19 protein-coding genes are annotated in these 16,776 nt (G+C 56.2%); all 19 read right to left on the bottom strand.

What is annotated here, in order from left to right:
- Positions 1–4: 4 nt before the first annotated feature.
- Positions 5–1,234, bottom strand: a complete 1,230-nt coding sequence (locus A2V21_300560) for a hypothetical protein (GenBank protein OIJ72879.1) — start codon at positions 1,232–1,234, stop codon at positions 5–7.
- On the bottom strand, positions 1,222–1,983 hold the full coding sequence (locus A2V21_300555) for a hypothetical protein (protein ID OIJ72878.1): 762 nt from the start codon (positions 1,981–1,983) through the stop codon (positions 1,222–1,224). The genes A2V21_300560 and A2V21_300555 overlap by 13 nt, the downstream gene beginning before the upstream one ends.
- Positions 1,984–1,985: 2 nt before the next feature.
- Positions 1,986–2,789 carry a hypothetical protein gene (locus A2V21_300550; GenBank protein OIJ72877.1) on the bottom strand — a complete coding sequence of 268 codons (804 nt, stop codon included), beginning with the start codon at positions 2,787–2,789 and terminating at the stop codon, positions 1,986–1,988.
- Between the two features lie 11 nt (positions 2,790–2,800).
- Positions 2,801–3,697, bottom strand: coding sequence for a hypothetical protein (locus A2V21_300545; GenBank protein OIJ72876.1), 897 nt, complete (start codon positions 3,695–3,697; stop codon positions 2,801–2,803).
- A complete protein-coding gene (locus tag A2V21_300540) occupies positions 3,676–4,686 on the bottom strand; it encodes a hypothetical protein (protein ID OIJ72875.1) in 1,011 nt (336 codons plus the stop codon). Before A2V21_300540 ends, A2V21_300545 begins: the two co-directional genes overlap by 22 nt.
- The gene (locus A2V21_300535) at positions 4,671–5,684 is read right to left on the bottom strand and encodes a hypothetical protein (GenBank protein ID OIJ72874.1); all 1,014 of its coding nucleotides are present in this window, start codon (positions 5,682–5,684) and stop codon (positions 4,671–4,673) included. The genes A2V21_300540 and A2V21_300535 overlap by 16 nt, the downstream gene beginning before the upstream one ends.
- Positions 5,685–5,711: 27 nt before the next feature.
- On the bottom strand, positions 5,712–7,040 hold the full coding sequence (locus tag A2V21_300530) for a hypothetical protein (protein OIJ72873.1): 1,329 nt from the start codon (positions 7,038–7,040) through the stop codon (positions 5,712–5,714).
- 29 nt (positions 7,041–7,069) lie between these two features.
- Positions 7,070–7,837 (bottom strand): hypothetical protein, encoded by a 768-nt coding sequence (locus A2V21_300525; GenBank protein ID OIJ74986.1) that lies wholly within the window; start codon positions 7,835–7,837, stop codon positions 7,070–7,072.
- A gap of 8 nt (positions 7,838–7,845) precedes the next feature.
- On the bottom strand, positions 7,846–8,889 hold the full coding sequence (locus tag A2V21_300520; GenBank protein ID OIJ72872.1) for a hypothetical protein: 1,044 nt from the start codon (positions 8,887–8,889) through the stop codon (positions 7,846–7,848).
- Between the two features lie 226 nt (positions 8,890–9,115).
- Positions 9,116–10,327, bottom strand: a complete 1,212-nt coding sequence (locus tag A2V21_300515; GenBank protein ID OIJ72871.1) for a UDP-4-amino-4,6-dideoxy-N-acetyl-beta-L-altrosamine transaminase — start codon at positions 10,325–10,327, stop codon at positions 9,116–9,118.
- Positions 10,287–11,300, bottom strand: a complete 1,014-nt coding sequence (locus tag A2V21_300510) for a UDP-N-acetylglucosamine 4,6-dehydratase (inverting) (protein OIJ72870.1) — start codon at positions 11,298–11,300, stop codon at positions 10,287–10,289. The genes A2V21_300515 and A2V21_300510 overlap by 41 nt, the downstream gene beginning before the upstream one ends.
- A gap of 229 nt (positions 11,301–11,529) precedes the next feature.
- A complete protein-coding gene (locus tag A2V21_300505; GenBank protein ID OIJ72869.1) occupies positions 11,530–11,982 on the bottom strand; it encodes a hypothetical protein in 453 nt (150 codons plus the stop codon).
- Positions 11,979–12,206 carry a carbon storage regulator gene (locus A2V21_300500; GenBank protein OIJ72868.1) on the bottom strand — a complete coding sequence of 76 codons (228 nt, stop codon included), beginning with the start codon at positions 12,204–12,206 and terminating at the stop codon, positions 11,979–11,981. Before A2V21_300500 ends, A2V21_300505 begins: the two co-directional genes overlap by 4 nt.
- A 48-nt stretch (positions 12,207–12,254) precedes the next feature.
- Positions 12,255–13,136 carry a flagellar hook-associated protein 3 gene (locus A2V21_300495; GenBank protein OIJ72867.1) on the bottom strand — a complete coding sequence of 294 codons (882 nt, stop codon included), beginning with the start codon at positions 13,134–13,136 and terminating at the stop codon, positions 12,255–12,257.
- Positions 13,137–13,146: 10 nt separating this feature from the next.
- On the bottom strand, positions 13,147–14,784 hold the full coding sequence (locus A2V21_300490; GenBank protein ID OIJ72866.1) for a flagellar hook-associated protein FlgK: 1,638 nt from the start codon (positions 14,782–14,784) through the stop codon (positions 13,147–13,149).
- 1 nt (position 14,785) lies between these two features.
- Positions 14,786–15,280, bottom strand: a complete 495-nt coding sequence (locus tag A2V21_300485; GenBank protein OIJ72865.1) for a hypothetical protein — start codon at positions 15,278–15,280, stop codon at positions 14,786–14,788.
- Between the two features lies 1 nt (position 15,281).
- The gene (locus tag A2V21_300480; protein OIJ72864.1) at positions 15,282–15,599 is read right to left on the bottom strand and encodes a flagellar biosynthesis anti-sigma factor FlgM; all 318 of its coding nucleotides are present in this window, start codon (positions 15,597–15,599) and stop codon (positions 15,282–15,284) included.
- Positions 15,600–15,724: 125 nt separating this feature from the next.
- On the bottom strand, positions 15,725–16,555 hold the full coding sequence (locus tag A2V21_300475; GenBank protein OIJ72863.1) for a hypothetical protein: 831 nt from the start codon (positions 16,553–16,555) through the stop codon (positions 15,725–15,727).
- 8 nt (positions 16,556–16,563) lie between these two features.
- The gene (locus A2V21_300470; GenBank protein ID OIJ72862.1) at positions 16,564–16,776 is read right to left on the bottom strand and encodes a hypothetical protein; all 213 of its coding nucleotides are present in this window, start codon (positions 16,774–16,776) and stop codon (positions 16,564–16,566) included.

The following is a 16,776-nucleotide window of genomic DNA, read 5'->3' as shown; positions in this document are numbered from 1 at the left end:
GGGGTTACGCATAGGCCTTCTCCGTGGCGGTTACTATCTTGAGGGTCGAAGCGGCCATCTGCCAGCTCTCATCCGCGGAATTGTAGTCGGCGCCGCTCGCTATTATATAGCAGACCCTGTGGCCGCAATTCCTGTATGGCGCTATCTCCTCCCCCGGCCTGACCATGAGAAATATCTCATCGACCCCGGAAAGCGCCCTGGCTTCTTCAAGCCCCTCTATCGACATGACCTTTCCGGGCTCAGGGAAGACGGCCTTGCAAACGGTGACCCTCGCGCGCGACGGCACGAAAAATTCCTTTTTAATATCGAGGCCGGCGGCGAGCGCTATGGCCATCTTCTGCGGCTCAAGCCCTGTGGCAAGCGGTGTCGTGTACTGCGAATGGAAGCCGCCGGAAAGCCTCGCGGGAAGCTCAAGGACCATCGGCCCCCTTTTCGTCATGATGGTATCGGCCTTATACGGGCCGAACTCGATGCCAAGGGAAGCGGCGGCTTCGATTGCGAGCCTGTAGAGGCTTTCCTGGATGTTCAGGGAAAGTCTCGTCGGGTTTGTATGGCCTACTTCTATCGGAAAGGGCTGGAAGCCGAAGTGCCTGTCAACAATGCCAAACCTGTAATGGACCCCGTTGTGGATTATAAGCTCAACGCTTTGCTCTTCCCCAACGACGAACTCCTCTATAAGGGCGGTACCTGTCGAGGAGTGTCTTTTGGCGTCGATGAGCGCGTCTTCAAGCTCCGCACCTGAATCTATCCTCCTTGAACCCCTTGACGCGGCGTTATCTATGGCCTTGACCATGCAGGGGTAACCGACCTTTTCAGCCGCGGCCCTGGCCTCAGCGAGGCTTTCGACCTCCTCCGCGTAAGGGGTGGCTACACCGTCGGCAAGCCACCTCTTTTTCATGAGCCACTTGTTATTCGACCTCTCCGCTACATCTACAGGTATTCCGGGGAGGCCAAGGGCGTTAGATACCGTAGCGGCTGTTATCGCAACGTCAGCCCCTGCCACCACGCCGCATATGTTGTACTTTTCCCTGTTGGCTTTTGCCCATAGAGCGTGCGCCCTGGCATCTTTTATATCGATGGCAGCATAATGGTCTGCGGAAGCACGGCCTTCGGCCTCCGGGTTCTTATCTGTGGCGATGACAAAGAGGCCGAGGTCGCGGGCCTTTTTTATAAGCGGTATCTGCATCACCCCGGCTCCGAGGATCATTATCGATCTTTTCCTCATATCCCCCATGCCAGGAAGCCTCCGTCCACCGGGATCACCGCGCCCGTTATGAAATCAGATGCCGATGAAGAGAGAAATACCGCGGTCCCGGCGATCTCTTCGACCCTGCCGAGCCGCTTCATCGGCGTGTTGGAGAGTATCCTCTCGAGCCTCTCTCCTACCAGCACGCTCTCGTTCAGAGACGTCTTGAATACTCCAGGAGCTATCGCGTTTACCTGTATGCCAGAAGGAGCAAGCTCAACCGCGAGGTTCTTGGTCAAAAGGACGATACCCGCCTTTGACGACGTATACGCGGCAGCGTCCTTCAACGCGACAAAAGAGCCGAGCGAGGCTATATTTATCATCTTGCCGCGCCCCTGCCTGACCATCTGCGCCCCGACGGCCCTGCAGACCCTGAAGGCCCCCGTGAGGTTCGTATCTATTATCCGGCCCCACTCCTCGTCAGTTACCTCGAGCGTTGGCTTTTTAAGGTGGGCGCCTGCCGAGTAGACCAGTATGTCTATTCCACCGTTTATATCTACGGCCTCCGTTACGCCCTTTGTGACGGAGGCGCTATCGAGTACGTCCATCTGAACGGCAAAAGAAGCTCCGCCTTTTTCCTTTATCATATTGACGGTAGCGCCGAGCCTGGCCTTGTCCCTGCCGGATACGATGACAGAGGCTCCTGCGCCGGCGAGCCCTATGGCTATCGCCTGCCCGAGGCCGCTTCCTCCGCCAACGACAAGCGCGGTCTTACCCTTGAGGCTAAAGCTGTCCATCACTACCCTATCCTCCTTGCCCTCACGGCAATGGTGTCCCCAAACCCCAGGCGCTTGGCTATGGTGTCCATCGCCCTCTTGTTGACGTCCGGTATGGAGCCTTTGGGGTTGCAGCTCCCGAACCTCACCCAGCTTACAACCGAGAACCCGGCGCCGGAAAGGAGGTCGAAGAGCGATTCCTGCGAAAAAAGGTGTATGTGCTCTACCGGCATGTAGTAGAGCCACTTTCCCGCGAAAAGTTCGGATATCATACCTGTGCACGGAGACTGGATGATGATCTCGCCGCCGGGTGAAAGAAGAGCCCTCGCCTTCCCGACCGCAGCTTTCGGATCTATCATGTGCTCTATTACGTCCCAGATGGTTATAAGGTCGTACTCTCCATCCATATCAGTCAGCTCACGGACAGCGCAGTTGAGCCCTTTTTGCCTTGCAACACCGACCATCTCGTTCGATATATCTATGCCCTCGGCCTCTACGCCGCTTCTACTCATATACTCCACAAACTGCCCGTTGGCGCAGCCTACGTCAAGGACCCGCTTTCCGGCAAGCGTTGACGGGGCCAGGCGGAGGTCAGAGAATGTAAGGTCCTTCTCGGCAAAGTACGCCTCCCTGTACTCATCTGAAAAATGGATATGTATAGACGGGTTATCGGCCCTTTTTTTCATGTACCCGGCTTCATAGAAGTCGCTTATCTCCCTGGGCGTGGGATAGGCCCCCATCCTCTCGACACCGCATCCTGCGCATTTTACGTAGCTGTACCCTGATACCTCTGCCGCAGGCCTTGCCTCACCGCTGCCGCATATCATGCAGTTGTCGATCACTTTTTCACCCCGTATATGACCATTTCCCTGCCGATGCCGTGTCGCGCCATTAACTCGTACATTTCCTTCCTGAAGTCCCTGAGGCCGGGCTCATTAAGAAAAATATCGAGCTTCTTCCTCCTCGCGTGGCTTGCCCTTCCGACCTCGTCATTGCCGACGTAGTTGTCGCCCATGAGCAGAAAAAAGTCTATCGGGAACATCGACGTCGAATTTATGACCCTGAACCCTGACCTCTCCATGAGCTTTGTCAAGGTCGGGAAGCTGAAGTAGTTTATATGGTGGGGCGGGGCCAGCCAATACTGGCTGAAGTCGAGTTTTTCCGTAAGGACCTTCTGCACGGGGCTGAAATCATTGGGCACCACGCAGCATATAACGCCGCCCGTCTCCATCACGCCGGCTGCGGCCTTGAGTATTCCTGCCGGGTCGGGGACGTGCTCAAGGACCTCTGAGAGGTGGACCGCGTCGAATTTGCTCGCAAGCGACGAGGCGGTATCTTTGTTAAAGAAAGCGTTACTCACCTCCAGGCCGAGCCCCTTAGAGTGCGCTGCAGCCTGCCTTGAAGGTTCTACACCCAGGCACTTCCACCCCCTGTCCATCCCGCGTTTGAGGAAATAGCCCGGGCCAGAGCCTATGTCGAGGATAGCGCGCCTGTCCAATGGAAGCTTCGATTCAAGAAAATCGTACCTGTCATCATAGACGCCCTGCCACCAGGGTAGATCTTCCATGACCCTTTCAATAAAAAGGGGCTTTTCATCCCTGTAATACTCCTCGCCGTAGACCTCTTGAAGCTCTTCCGGGCGCGGGACAGGGTCGATATGGATGAAGCCGCAGTCCGCGCAGTCAATCACGCGGAAGCCGTTCGTGCCGCATATCAGGCTCCCTTTGTGGCCCATTTCATTTCCTCCCCCGGAGATCTCAAGCCATTGAGAAGCGACATTACAAGCCCCGCGATCCGCGAGACCCCTTTCCCATCGGTCAAACGGCGCGCGTTAATAGACATATCATCGTAAGCGCGTTCATTCCTGAAAAAGTCTACAGCCTCTTTTATGTGGCATGGCTTTACGTCCATGTAGAAGCCGAGGCTCAAGCAGATGCCGAGCTTCCTGATTGAATCGAGGTCTGCCCTGTCGTCCGCATAATTGCCGATAATCACAGATGGCACGCCCATGTAAGCCAGCTCAAATACCGTTGTGCCCATCGCTGTGAAGCCTATATGAGCCTCACGCATGAGCGGGGCCATGTCCTTGACATTTCGGACGAACCTGAACTTCTCGTCCTTCGGCCAATCACCCTCCGCGTTACGGAACGCCGGGCCTATTACAACCGTTACCTCTATGCCTTCGACGTCATGGAGCGCCTTCAAGACCATCGCGGTCAGGTCAAACGGGTCTGACCCTCCCATTGTGACAAGCACCTTCAACGGAAGCGAGTGCTTGCGAGTCTTGAGAGTGCACGCCTTTCTGAAGTTATCGCCTATTATGATGTAATCGCTCCCTGAAAAGAGGCCCCTCTCATTGCCGCCGCTGTAAAGCGGGGTCGGCATGACGACCGCGTCGGCGTCAACGGAAGACCTGTTGTCTATGAGGACTACCTTCTTGCCGTCCTCCTTAAGGTGGCGCACCTGCACGTTCACGTCCCTCTTGGTGTCTATCACGACAACGCCGCCGGAGAGGTGGCTCGCGTGAGCGCCAGTCAACGGATAAGTGATATGAAAGAGCGCCTCTGAATTGAGCCTCTCAATAACCGGCCTTTCGTTGTTGACGAGGAAATGAAGGGGAAGCTCTTCACTTTCAAGCGCGCGGGCGACATGAACGCACCGCATCACGTGCCCCATGCCAATGGACGACCCGCCCTCTGTCCAGAAAGTCACGCCGTTTTGCATACCCCTTCCCTTTCATCGTGGAGGTTTCTCGAACCCTTGACCTGAAGGGCTAACTTGAGCGTTATGTGCCCATCCTTGACATCCGGGCATGGGGCAATGCGCCTGTCAACGCAGTCCATGAAGTGCTTCATCTCGCCGACGTACATGTCGTTCGTCTCGAACGTAAGCCTGGCCGAGCGCCAGGCCCCGGAGTCGGCGGAGAAGGTCTCTACCGTTCCGTCGATGAAGTTCGCCCTTATCGTCCCCTTTGACCCTGCTATTACCATCCTGTGCTGGTTAGCCCTCTGGAGGAAATCGGTCTGCCAGTTCACGTAAACGCCGTTTCTGAGCCTCATCACGGCTGTGGCGAGGTCCTCGACGTCCATCTCAAGGTCGCTCACCTTGTCGACGAAGGCATGGGCCTCCTCGACCTCGCCCAGGAGCCATCTGATATTGTCGAGGCCATGGATGCTGGTCAGGACCACCCCGCCACCGAGCTTTTTCCTCGCGGCGTACTCTACCCTGTAATCCGCGTTGGGGTGCCAGTCCGGAAGGTAATGGCCTCCGAAGTAGTTCACGTGATAGACCTTGCCTATCGCATCCGAGGAAAGGAGCTCTTTGATGCGGGTGAATACAGGATGGAACCTGTAGCACATGGCCATCATGGCCACTATACCCTTCTCCTCAACGAGATGCTCAAGCTCCTTTATGCCTTCCAGGGTATGCGAAAGGGGCTTCTCTATCAGCAGGTGGACCCCGTTCTTCGCCAGCTCCATCGACATTTCAAGGTGGAGCGATGAAGGCGTGCATACTACAGCCGCCTCAGGCATCTCGGCTACGGCGCACGAAAACTTTGTGGTCAGGACCGGGTTATCGATGCCGGAAGCCGCCTTGCTGAGCCTCTCCTCGCTTGTGTCGCACAGTATGAAGCTCCTTATCCCCAATGATCTCAGGTTTTTTATATGACGCCTGCCTATGGAACCGCAGCCAACGACGAGGACCCTGGTATCTGCTATCATCTGCCATTTTCTCCTCTTCTTTTTACTTCAGTTCCTCTGCCTGAATACCACTCCGACAGGCTCGCCTTCGAGGACGCTTGCCGGGTCGCCGCTCTCTATCGCCTTCTTGAGCGCCTCAAGGGATTCGCAGGAGGCGTCTATCGTTTTCCGTATGTCTTCGGCGGTATGTGAATAGCTTATAAAAACAGGGCCGCCGTAAAGGATGCCCCTTTTGACCGTCTCCTGGAGGAATACGCTCTTAAGGAGCAGGTCGTCTTTACCAGAGCTGTCTTTTGCGGAGATGCCTCCCCTGGGCGGCTTGCCGGTTATCATGAAAGGAAGGCCGATGCTCTCGGCAAAGCCGTTGATGCCCTTATGGAGCATCTCTCCCATCTCCCATATGTGCTCGACGACAGGTTTTGCAAGCACCTCGTTTATGGTAGCCTTGGCGGCGGCAAGCCCGATGGTGTCCCCGGAGTATGTCATGGAGAAGAAGACCTCGTTAAGCTCTTTCATGAACTCGCGCCTTCCGGCTATAGCGGATATGGCAAAGCCGTTGGCCATGCCCTTGCCGAAGCAGGCAAGATCCGGGACGACGTTGTAATACTTCTGCGCCCCGCCGGTAGAGTACCTGAAACCGGTTACTATCTCATCGAGGACAAAGAGAGCGCCGTTCCTGTTGGCTGCTTCTTTCACGAGCTGGAGGAAGTTCTTCCCGGTCATGGGGTCGATCGCCGGGTCTGTCCCTGGGACCTCCATTATCACGCAGCCGATCTTGCCGGAGTGCTCTGCGAAAACCTTCTCAAGGGACTCTATCCGGTTGTAATCGAACGGGTGCATGTACTCGGCAAGCGCCTTCGGGATGCCCTTGTTCCTGGGAGTGACGACAGCGTACCAGTCCTGGCAGCCGTGGTAGCCGCAGTACGCGATATGGTCCCTGCCGGTATATGCCCTCGCTACCTTTACCGCCGCGCTTGTGACGTCAGCGCCGTTCTTGCCGAACCTGACCATCTCGGCGCATGGAATAATGGACTTGAGCAGTTCGGCGACCTCTACCTCAAGCGGGTGCATCAGGGTGAAGGTGGTGCCCTCCCTCACCTGTCTTATGACCGCTTCGCTTACCGGGGCGTAGTCGTAACCCAGAAGGATCGGCCCGAGGGCCAGCGGATAATCGATATACTCGTTGCCGTCAACGTCCCATACATGGGAGCCACTGCCCTTTTTAAGATACTTTGGTGTTATCCCCCTCACGAACTGGTCAGGCCCTTTACTGAGGGTCTGCGTGCCAGCCGGTATGACGGCGGCCGCCCTTTCCCATAGCCTGTCTGATTCAGGAAAAAGGCTCGTCTTAAGTTCTTTTTTCTCTGCAAGATTCATAACAGCGCCTCTCACCTCTTTTTATCTTCTCAGCCGGCCCTCTGGACCGACTTGTCTTCCTTGATGGACCTGGCGTAGCCCTCGTTCCTCGTGGTCTCCGCGTTTATCTCAAGGAGCCCCGGGTTCTTCTCAAGGAACCTCAATATCTCTTCCATGTGGAAGACCCTTTCGCCGGCCCCGATGCCTTCGTATATCGCTGTCACGAGCCTCAAGTCCCTTTCGTCGTCAACTGTCCAGCGCATGTGAGAGAGGTCTTCAGCGCTCATTATCTTGCAGACCCTGAAACGCTGGTGGTTCTTCCAGATATACGGGGTTACATGCTCGCGTTCTGAGGAAAGCCCGGCCTGCATGTAGGCCTTCTCAAGGGAAGCGAAAGAGAAGACCTCTACGTCGAGACCGTCCGGGAAGGAAGGGTCTATGCTCACGTAATCGAAACCGCCCTCCGCGAACTTGAGGACCGCCCTGTCAACGAGGGCAGGGTCAAGAAGAGGGCAGTCCGAGGTGATACGCACGATTGTATTCGCCTTGGCCCCGCGAGCCGCGTAGAAGTACCTGTCAAGGACATCGTCTGAAGAACCCCTGTAGCAGCCGGTTCCGTTAAGAGCGCACCATTCGGCTATCAAGTCGTCAGCCGGCTGGTCGGTCGTGGCTATTATGATGTCGTCTATGGACTTTGCCGCCTTTAGCCTGTTGACGACATGCCAGAGCATCGGCCTTCCGGCTATGCCCTTCATGACTTTTCCGGGCAGCCTCGTGGAACCCATGCGCGCCTGCACGATCGCGATTACCGGTTTCATCTTCGTACTTACCTGCATATGTCCTCGCTCCTTACCGGCATGTCCTTCAAGAGGTCCCTGCACGCGACCTTCCCGATGATGCCGCTTAATTCCCTTGGCTCCATCCCGTACGCGTGGCGCACGAGCTTCAAGCTCTCCGAGGTTATGACCTCGCCCTTGGGGATATTGACCTTCGCGTATATCGACCTCCTCGCGCCCGTCCTCTCGGCCATTTCGTTGGGCGAGGGTTTTTTTACCCCGTCCCCGAGCGCTGCTTCAAGGTTCCTTATCTCCGCGACCATGTGCCTGAACTCGTCTACCTCCATGGCATACGGGTGGTCCGGCCCCTTGAGCCCTCTGTCGAAGGTGATATGCTTCTCTATTATCGAAGCGCCCAGGGCTACTGCCGCCACAGGCACAGTATTCCCCGGCGTATGGTCGGAGAAACCGACGGGGCAGCCGAACTCCCTATTGATGCTCACCATCGCCCTTATGTTCACGTCCGCGTATGACGGCGGATAAAGGGAAGCGCAGTGGAGGAGCGCGACCTGGTAGTTGCCAGCGCCGGTTATAACCTCTACCGCGCGCCTTACTTCCTCCATATAGGCGGCACCTGTTGAAAGTATTACGGGTTTGCCGTAAGAGGCCACCTGCCTGAGAAGTGGTTCGTTTGTGACCTCGCCTGAGGCGAGCTTGAAGGCCTCTACACCTATCGAGTTCAATAGTTCAGCCCTTCCAGAGTCGAACGGGGCTGAAAGAAAGGTGGTGCCGACAGAGGCGCAGTACTTCATGAGTATCGGATGCCAGTCCTCAGGCACTGTAAGCCTTTCAATGACCGGATAGGCGGGATGCGCCACCCAGTTGCCGGATTCATCGGGCCTCAGGGGATTAAAGAGCCCTTCAGCAGTGAACGATTGGAGCTTTACGGCATCCGCCCCCGCGTACCTGGCGGCCTTTATAAGCTCCTTGGCCCTCTCAAGGTCAGAGTCGTGGTTAGAGCCTATCTCCGCGATGACGTAGACAGGATATCCGGCGCCAACCGCCCTTTTGCCGATATGTATGATATTCCTCATCCTGAATCTGGCTCCTTTTGTGTAATGGCGCGTCAGGCCGCCTCTGTGCCGTCCGCCTTCTTTTCGCGCTTAGGCTCACTATCTTTTCTTTCGACGAGCGCGCCCTCGCACTCAGGGCATATCATGCCCCTCCCGGAGTTCATCAGATGACGCGCCCCCCAGCCCCAGTAAAGTCTGCCGCAATCCACGCATTCGTATCTAGGCATCATCTTTGGCCTCTCTTCCTTTAAACCGCTTCCGCCCTCTGCGCGGGCGCTGAAAGGCACGCGAGCGTCGAGATAAGCCCTTCCGCGACCGCCCCCGCCTCCTCATCTGAAAGAAGGGGGTATATGGGAAGGCTTACCTCTTCATCATATAGTCTCTCAGCCACGGGGAAGTCCCCCGGCCTGAAGCCGAGTTCCCGGTAATATGGCTGGAGGTGCACAGGAATATAATGGACCTGCAGGTTGATGCCTATGGCGGACATCAGCCTGAAGAGCTCCTGCCTCTGAACCCCAAGCTCATCGAAGGCGATCCTAACGGGATAGAGGTGCCATGCGCTCCGGGTTTGCGACCCGGCGTGCGGTATCTTGATAAAAGGATACTTGGAAAGGAGCCTGTCGTAGATGGCCGCTATCCCGGCCCTCCTCTCCACGAAGCTATCCAGCTTTTTCATCTGGCTTATGCCAAGGGCGCACTGGATGTCAGAGAGCCTGTAGTTGAAGCCCAGGTGCTGCATCTCGTAATACCAGGGAAGGCCCTGTCCACGTTGAAGCCTTGCCGGGTCCTTCACAACCCCGTGGCTTCTAAGGGCCTTCAGCTTCTCATAGAGTTCTTTATTATTAGTGGTTATCGCCCCGCCCTCGGCGGTCGTGATGGACTTAACAGGGTGGAAGCTAAAGACGGCAAGGTCTGAGTGGCTGCATGAGCCGGCTTTATGGACCTTTCCGGCTGAATCGGTCCACTCGGCCCCAAGGGCGTGACAGGCGTCCTCGATGACCTTAAGGCCGTACTTCACGGCGATCTCGCTGATCTCCTCCATGCGGCACGTGGTGCCCGCGAAGTGTACCGGGATGATGGCCTTTATAGAGCGGTCCTTTTTGACTTTCTTTTCTATTTCAACAGGGTCGATATTGAGGGTCAGTCCGTCTATATCGGCGAACTCGGGCCTCGCGCCCACATACAGGGCGGCGTTGGCGGAAGCGAGAAAGGTCAATGGCGATGTAAGGGCCTTCTCCCCTGCCCCAAGCCCCAGGCCCAAGCAGGCGAGATGGAGCGCGGCGGTGCCGTTGGAGCAGGCGACGGCGTAGCGCGCGCCGGTGTAATCGGCGATGGCCCTCTCGAATTCCTCTACGAGCGGCCCCTGAGTGAGCATCCCGGAGCGGAGTGTTTCGACGACGGAGGCTATATCCGATTCGTCAATTGTTTGCCGCCCGTAAGATATGGCCCTTTTCGCCATTGGAGAACTCCTGTATGATATTTTTTATCGCGTGGACGCTCAAGACCTCGCAGTTTCTGTCGCTTGAGTAGACGAAGCCCTCTGGCACTGGCTTCCCGCCGTTCTTCCTCTCCTCGCCCCACCATGGGAACTGGGGCTGTATGACAAAATGATTTTCATACTCAAGGGTGAGCCTTCCGTCGTCCTCTGATATGAGCGTTTCATGGAGCTTCTCGCCGGGCCTTATGCCGACGACCTTGATCGAGCATTCCGGGGCGACGGCCTTCGCTACGTCCGTCATCGCGGCGCTCGGTATCCTGGGCACGAATATCTCGCCGCCCTTCATCCTGTCAAGGGACGCGAGCACGAACTCCGCGCCCTGGTCAAGGGTTATCCAGAAACGGGTCATCCTTGTGTCGGTAACCGGCAGCACCCCCGACTCTTTCATCTTGAGAAAAAGCGGGATGACGCTTCCGCGGCTTCCGACCACGTTGCCGTATCTTACAACAGAGAACCTTGTGGGCTTGCTTCCGGCGTAGGAGTTGCCTGCGATGAAGAGCTTATCCGAGCAGAGCTTTGTCGCGCCGTACAGGTTGATGGGGTTGGCGGCCTTGTCAGTAGAAAGGGCAACGACCTTCTTGATTCCAAGGTCTACGCATACGTCTATGACGTTCTGGGCGCCGAGGACGTTTGTCTTTATCGCCTCGAAGGGGTTATATTCGGCTGCCGGGACCTGCTTGAGCGCCGCCGCGTGGACTACGTAATCGACCCCGTCGAAGGCCCGGTAGAGCCTCTCCTTGTCCCTTACGTCGCCTATGAAGAACCTCAGACAGGGGTCGGGAAAGGACTGCATCATCTCCGATTGCTTCAGCTCGTCCCGGCTGAGTATCACCAGCCTTTTAGGCCTATACCGCTCAAGGATCTTGCCCGTAAGCTTCTTGCCGAGTGAGCCGGTGCCGCCGGTAATGAGAATAGTCCTGCCGTTCAAGTCCATAGAACGCTCCTTCTGGTTTTGCCAGAAGTATTTGCAATGAACGTGCCAATTGCGGCATCCAAAAACGCATTAAAATTATCGTTGATTTTTCAAGCAGTTAGAAGCGGAGGGGTCTGGCGAAAAGGATTTTCAAGGCCGAGAGCGCCTGTGCAAGTCAAATATATGACGATTAATTCAGGTCGATGGCGAAAATCCTGCCTGGCGTGCCGGAAGATTTTTCCGGCCCGTCTCAGACCTTGATGAGGAAGCTTGAGGGATAGTCGTCCCTGTCTATAACGCACTGGACGGCCCTCATGTTATCGGCGTTGAAGATGACCGGCCCCTTGAGGTTCAGGCTTATCTCGCGCTTGTTCTTGGAGACGCAGACCATGACGAGGGTCAAAAGGCTCTCATTACCAGAGGCCCCAAGCGCCTCGGTCTCGCCTTTCTTCAATGGGACCGAAAACCCGGGCTTGAAGGCGCACGGGTCGGTCAGGAGGAACGCTACCCCCGGGTCTTCAGCGGACTGCAGCCACCTGAACATGCCCTCCTGGTCGTGGTCGATGAGGACGAACCTTCTCAGCCTCTCGAACCCAGGCATCCCATGTACGAACTGGATTATCCTGTCCTCGGCGACCGAGACCTGCCCGAAGCGGCTTGTGGGAAAACTTACCTGTAAAGCGGTATTGGCGGCTACGTTCATTTTTTCATGAATCCTTTCAAGGCGTCTGCGATATCCCCGGGCAGGCCCGCCGCTTTGAGGTTATCCTCCTGTATCCTGAGGTATATCTCCTCCCTGTGCACCGGGCAGCTCTGCGGGGCCTCTATGCCCAGCTTCACATGGTTTTCCTTCACTTCAACGACGATGAGCTTTATATCATCGCCGATCCTTATCCCTTCTCCCGACTTCCTTGTCAGTACAAGCATTTCGCCCTCCCTGGCTTTTTTTTAAGAGTCCATCCCTGGACTCATCCGTCAGATGTAATCAAAGATATTGAGGCTGAAGACCTTTCCAGCCGAAGACAGCGAGGCCTGAAGGGCCACCTCGTCGGACTTAAGGCTTGTAATAAGCTCCACGATATCGGCGTCCTCAAGAGTGGAGATCGTCGACTCAAGCTCAAGCGTATAGACGGAAATGTCGCTATTGGCGGCCTTAAGCCTGGAGACCTTGCCCCCTATGTCGGAGACCGCGTTGGATAGCTGGCTGAAACCGGCGTCAAGCCCGTCCCTTGCCGCCAGCACACCGGCGGCATCATTTGAGCCAAGGGCTGAAGAGAGGGCGGAAACAGCCGCCATGAGGTCGGTCCCGCCTCCAGAGCCGCTAAAGGCCTCGCCGCCGTTGACACCTATGACCACGGTGCTCGTCGGGCTTACCTTTATCGACTGGACGTTCGCGTCGCCCTGGTAGACCCCGGAGGCGTCAAAAGCCACGGTGTCGGTCTTGTACCCGGAAAAGACATACCTGCCGTCAAAGCTGGTGTTGCCTATGCTTACAAGCTCGTCAAAGAGGTTGTCGACCTCCTTTTTTATCATGCCCATCGACTCTGAGTTCGCCGTCCCGCTTGAAGCCGTGACAGCCAGCTCCTGCAGCCTCATGACGACGTCCTTGGCCCTGTCGAGCGCCTGCTCTGCCACCCCGAGGTGCGCTAGCCCCGTGCCAATGTTCCTCTCATACTGCCCGAACCTCGACAGGAGGGATTTAGAGGTGAGGATGTTGTGCGCGTTCACAGGGTCGTCCGATGGCGCGTTCACCTTCTTCTGCGTGGCCAGTTGCTTATTCAGGCGGTAGATGGCCTCCTGCCGCTTGAATATATCGTTTACGTACGCGTCATATGAGAGCTTCTGAGTGATCCTCATTCAGCCCCTCCTATCTGATGTCCAAAAGGGTTTCAAACATCTGGTCGACTGTCGCCATGAGCTTCGCGGCCGCCTCGTAAGCCCTCTGGAGCTTCACGAGGTTTATCGCCTCCTCTTCAAGGGATACACCTGAGGTCGACTCCCTCGCAGCCACGAGTTCCTGAGTGAACATCCCCTGGGCGTCGGCGTTGAGCCTGGCGCTATTAACATCGGTGCCCAGGTCGGTCACTATACGGCTGTAGAACCTCCCGAAAGAGGAGCCGTCAACGGTTGCCGCGTCCCTCAGGTCGGCAAGGGCAAGGGCGTTGGAGTTGTCCCCGGGGACCCCCGCGGCGGTAGAAGAGGCAGCGACCTTCGCCGGGTCCGTCACGGCCACCGAGAAGTCCCTCGCGGCGTTCTCCCTGACGCTTACAAAGAACTTGTCCCCGGCTGCCGGCGTGCCTGAGCCATCGGTAACGGTGACGCTCAGCCCGCCAAAGGTTATGGCAGACCCGGAGGTGTACGCGCCGCCTGAGACGACCATGTTTGTGCCTGTATTGACGACCGTGTATGATGCCGGCCCTGAAAACCTTATCTCGTAATCGTCGAGGGTCACCTGGCTCAAGTCCGTGACAGTGCCACCGGATATGACAGTCCCGCCTGTGTTGGAGCTATTTGCCCTTGAGTAGACCGAAAGCGGAGAAAAGAAATCCGTCCCGGTCGAGCCGTCTGTCCCGTACCCGGCCGAGTGCTGGAGGTTGACCTCTTTCACGAGCGTGGCCGCAAGCAGGTTCACCTTGTCGTGGACCTGGCTGTAATAATCGAGCGCGTCGAGGTCTCCCCTCAGAGAGCCTGCCGAGATCCTGTCGTTTATCGTGGCGCCATTAAGAATAATATCGTATGACCCAGCCTCTCCTGGGTCGGCCTCAAGGCTCACGAGAGAGGCCTTGTTCCCTGCTACTATGAATGATCCACCTAAAAATACGTCCGATTGCCCGTTCTCGTTTTCGCTGACCGAGATATCGACTATCTTCGCGAGGTCGTCCAGAAGGAGGTCCCTCCTGTCCTTCAGGTCGTTGGCCTGGAGGCCTGATAGCTCAGAGGCCGACACCTGCAGATTGAGCCCGGCTATCTGCGAGGTCAGGCTGTTGATCTCGGTCACCTTCGATTCTATGGTGCTGTTAATATTGCTTACGTTCAGCCTGATACTCGAATCGATGGTATTGAACGTATCGGCCAGGACCCCGGCGTTGGCAAGGAGGGCAGACCTCTCCCCGTAGGACGACGGGTTTGTGGCCACCTCCTGGAACGAATTGAAGAGGGCGTCAAGCCTGGTGCTCAAGCCGGAGCCGTCGAAATCGTTCAATATCGCTTCCATGGCCGAAAGGTGCTGGCCCGTGGTCTCGTATTTGGAAAGGAGCGACATCGAGCTTCTGAGCTGGATAGTCTGGAAGGAGTCATAGACGCGCTGGATGCCTGTGGCGTTGACGCCTGTGCCGAAGTACAAGCCCCCGAAGTTGACCGGGTTATTGGTGGAAAGGATCGCCCTCTGCCTTGTGTAACCGTCGGTATTCGCGTTGGTAATATTGTGAGCGGTCACGTTCATGGCCTTCTGGTTGGCCATGAGCGCCGATTTGGCGATATTGAATATGGCGTTAAGGCTGGACATCTCAGGCCCCTTTGTTCAATCGTGTGCCCTTTACCGCGAACTCCTCTATGGTGCCGCCGGGCTTATAGACGCTGGACTGGAGGAAGTTCCCCAGAAAGCCGAGCGTCTTCTTTACGTTCTCGAGAGAGCTTTCCATCACAAGGCTGTTAAGGCTGTTTATCTCCTTGATGCTGAAGGCGAGAGAAAGGATGGTCTTGTGGCAGTCGTCTAATTCCTTTTTCCCTGGCCCGGCATGCTCTATAACCGATGACAGGGACGGAGCCTCGCCTTCCCGGGATAACCCCAGGGCGGAGGCCGCCTCTTCGATCAGATTGCCCCTTGCCTGGGAGAGGACGTTCAACCTCATTACGAGGTTTTCTTTCTGGCCTACGACCTCATAGAGCGACTTGTAATCACGCCCGGCCATGGATTCCGTCTCCTTCTGGAGCACGGTCACGAGCTCTTTGCAAAGCCGGATCTCGTATTTTAGGTGGTCTATGAGCTTGTCTGTCTGCATCCTATTTTTTCGTGTGCAGGGCGTCTCGAACAGCCCGCTCTATCATCTTTTCGGCGACCTTGCCGGCGTCAACTTCGTAATCCCCGTTCTCCACATCGTTTTTAAGCTTTTCTACCTTCTCTACCCTTACATCAGGGACCGAATCAAGGAGCGCCTTCGCCTTGTTTAATTCCCTCGCCTTGGACGATATATCAACGCTGTCGCCTGATGGGTTCCCCCCGGGGGCATCATTTTTCTTTACGTTCCCCCCGCCCTCACCGGTCTTCTTTACAAAATTGTCAGTTCCTACGCCGCCTGGCTTTTTACCGCCGATCTTCATTGAACCCTCCTAAAGTGCCGGATATCCGGTCTCTTACCAGTCATATCGGCGATCTTTTTAAAAAACTTTAGGAGAGCGCGCCCTCTTAGCGTCAAATTTCCGGACAATCCAGCACCAACCCCCTCTTAACCGTATATGCTCTTCGGGTCTATGGCAGTCCCCTGCCTCAAGACCTCGAAGTGCAGGTGCGGCCCTGTTGACCTGCCTGTAGAGCCGACATATGCCATAGGTTCTGAAGGTATTACCATATCCCCTTGTTTTACAATATTTTTTGAGTTATGACCATACCTTGTGACGTACCCGTTGTCATGGAGTACCTCGATCATATTGCCGTAGCCTCCCTTAAGTCCACTGAATATTACCCTGCCGGGGGCAGCGGGGTAGACAGGCGTCCCCTGCCTCGCTGCTATGTCGAGGCCGTGGTGGAACCTTACTTCGCCGCTGAATGGATCTACCCTCCTGCCAAATTCAGAGCTGACCCTTTTGGCGTCCTTTAACGGGAATATGAAAGGCTCTGCCTCGCCTGAGAGCGCCTTTGGCTCCTGGACCTGTCTTTGAGGCGCGGATGGTACGGCTTTGATGGGCTCAGGCGCTACGGACCTGAGGGGCGTTACAGCCGGGAGCCTCGGAGGCAGCTCTGTTTTAATTGTTTCGCCCTCTACCGCGCTCTCCACCTTTGAAAGCTCCCTCAGGAGCATCTCTCCAAGCCCTATGCCGCCTGCGCGCGCCATGTCCTTTGAAAGCTCTGTATCGAGAAGAGATGTATATATCTCCTCACCGCTGCCGCCATGAAAAAGCTCATTTTTATCTATAGTCTCGCGCATGGTCTTGAGCATCTGGTTTATGAACAGGGCCTCGAAGTCGGCAACCGCCTTCTTAAGCTCTGCCGGGTTATCCCTGGCAAGGGACTTTAACTCATCAGTCCTGCCTGGCGTTATCGGCCCGATACTGTTCATAGGCTCCCTTAAAGGCCGACCTTTTCAAGGTCGACAGCGATATGCTTTATGCAGCACTCGAGATCATCGAGGGCCCCCGGTTCGTCCTTGAGCCTCATCGCGGCGCCCATAATCGATACAAGACCGTTCCTCACGTGGTGAGATATGTACCGCTTGCATTCCTTGGGTATCTCCGATGATTTCTGTATAGCAAGCTCTTCTCCAAATATCTTCGCGCCCAT

The organism is Deltaproteobacteria bacterium GWC2_55_46 (assembly GCA_001595385.3).
Lineage (GTDB): Bacteria > Desulfobacterota > GWC2-55-46 > GWC2-55-46 > GWC2-55-46 > UBA5799.
This window is presented reverse-complemented; position numbering and strand designations above follow the sequence as displayed.

Bases quoted from the DNA above. Each gene is read 5' to 3' on its own strand.
- A2V21_300555 (OIJ72878.1), bottom strand. From the start codon at position 1,983: ATGGACAGCTTTAGCCTCAAGGGTAAGACCGCGCTTGTCGTTGGCGGA.
- A2V21_300505 (OIJ72869.1), bottom strand. From the start codon at position 11,982: ATGAACGTAGCCGCCAATACCGCTTTACAGGTAAGTTTTCCCACAAGC.
- A2V21_300530 (OIJ72873.1), bottom strand. From the start codon at position 7,040: ATGAATCTTGCAGAGAAAAAAGAACTTAAGACGAGCCTTTTTCCTGAA.
- A2V21_300545 (OIJ72876.1), bottom strand. From the start codon at position 3,697: ATGGGCCACAAAGGGAGCCTGATATGCGGCACGAACGGCTTCCGCGTG.
- A2V21_300515 (OIJ72871.1), bottom strand. From the start codon at position 10,327: ATGGCGAAAAGGGCCATATCTTACGGGCGGCAAACAATTGACGAATCG.
- A2V21_300525 (OIJ74986.1), bottom strand. From the start codon at position 7,837: ATGAAACCGGTAATCGCGATCGTGCAGGCGCGCATGGGTTCCACGAGG.
- A2V21_300510 (OIJ72870.1), bottom strand. From the start codon at position 11,300: ATGGACTTGAACGGCAGGACTATTCTCATTACCGGCGGCACCGGCTCA.
- A2V21_300535 (OIJ72874.1), bottom strand. From the start codon at position 5,684: ATGATAGCAGATACCAGGGTCCTCGTCGTTGGCTGCGGTTCCATAGGC.
- A2V21_300540 (OIJ72875.1), bottom strand. From the start codon at position 4,686: ATGCAAAACGGCGTGACTTTCTGGACAGAGGGCGGGTCGTCCATTGGC.
- A2V21_300485 (OIJ72865.1), bottom strand. From the start codon at position 15,280: ATGCAGACAGACAAGCTCATAGACCACCTAAAATACGAGATCCGGCTT.
- A2V21_300500 (OIJ72868.1), bottom strand. From the start codon at position 12,206: ATGCTTGTACTGACAAGGAAGTCGGGAGAAGGGATAAGGATCGGCGAT.
- A2V21_300560 (OIJ72879.1), bottom strand. From the start codon at position 1,234: ATGGGGGATATGAGGAAAAGATCGATAATGATCCTCGGAGCCGGGGTG.
- A2V21_300495 (OIJ72867.1), bottom strand. From the start codon at position 13,136: ATGAGGATCACTCAGAAGCTCTCATATGACGCGTACGTAAACGATATA.
- A2V21_300490 (OIJ72866.1), bottom strand. From the start codon at position 14,784: ATGTCCAGCCTTAACGCCATATTCAATATCGCCAAATCGGCGCTCATG.
- A2V21_300480 (OIJ72864.1), bottom strand. From the start codon at position 15,599: ATGAAGATCGGCGGTAAAAAGCCAGGCGGCGTAGGAACTGACAATTTT.
- A2V21_300550 (OIJ72877.1), bottom strand. From the start codon at position 2,789: ATGATATGCGGCAGCGGTGAGGCAAGGCCTGCGGCAGAGGTATCAGGG.
- A2V21_300470 (OIJ72862.1), bottom strand. From the start codon at position 16,776: ATGGGCGCGAAGATATTTGGAGAAGAGCTTGCTATACAGAAATCATCG.
- A2V21_300520 (OIJ72872.1), bottom strand. From the start codon at position 8,889: ATGAGGAATATCATACATATCGGCAAAAGGGCGGTTGGCGCCGGATAT.
- A2V21_300475 (OIJ72863.1), bottom strand. From the start codon at position 16,555: ATGAACAGTATCGGGCCGATAACGCCAGGCAGGACTGATGAGTTAAAG.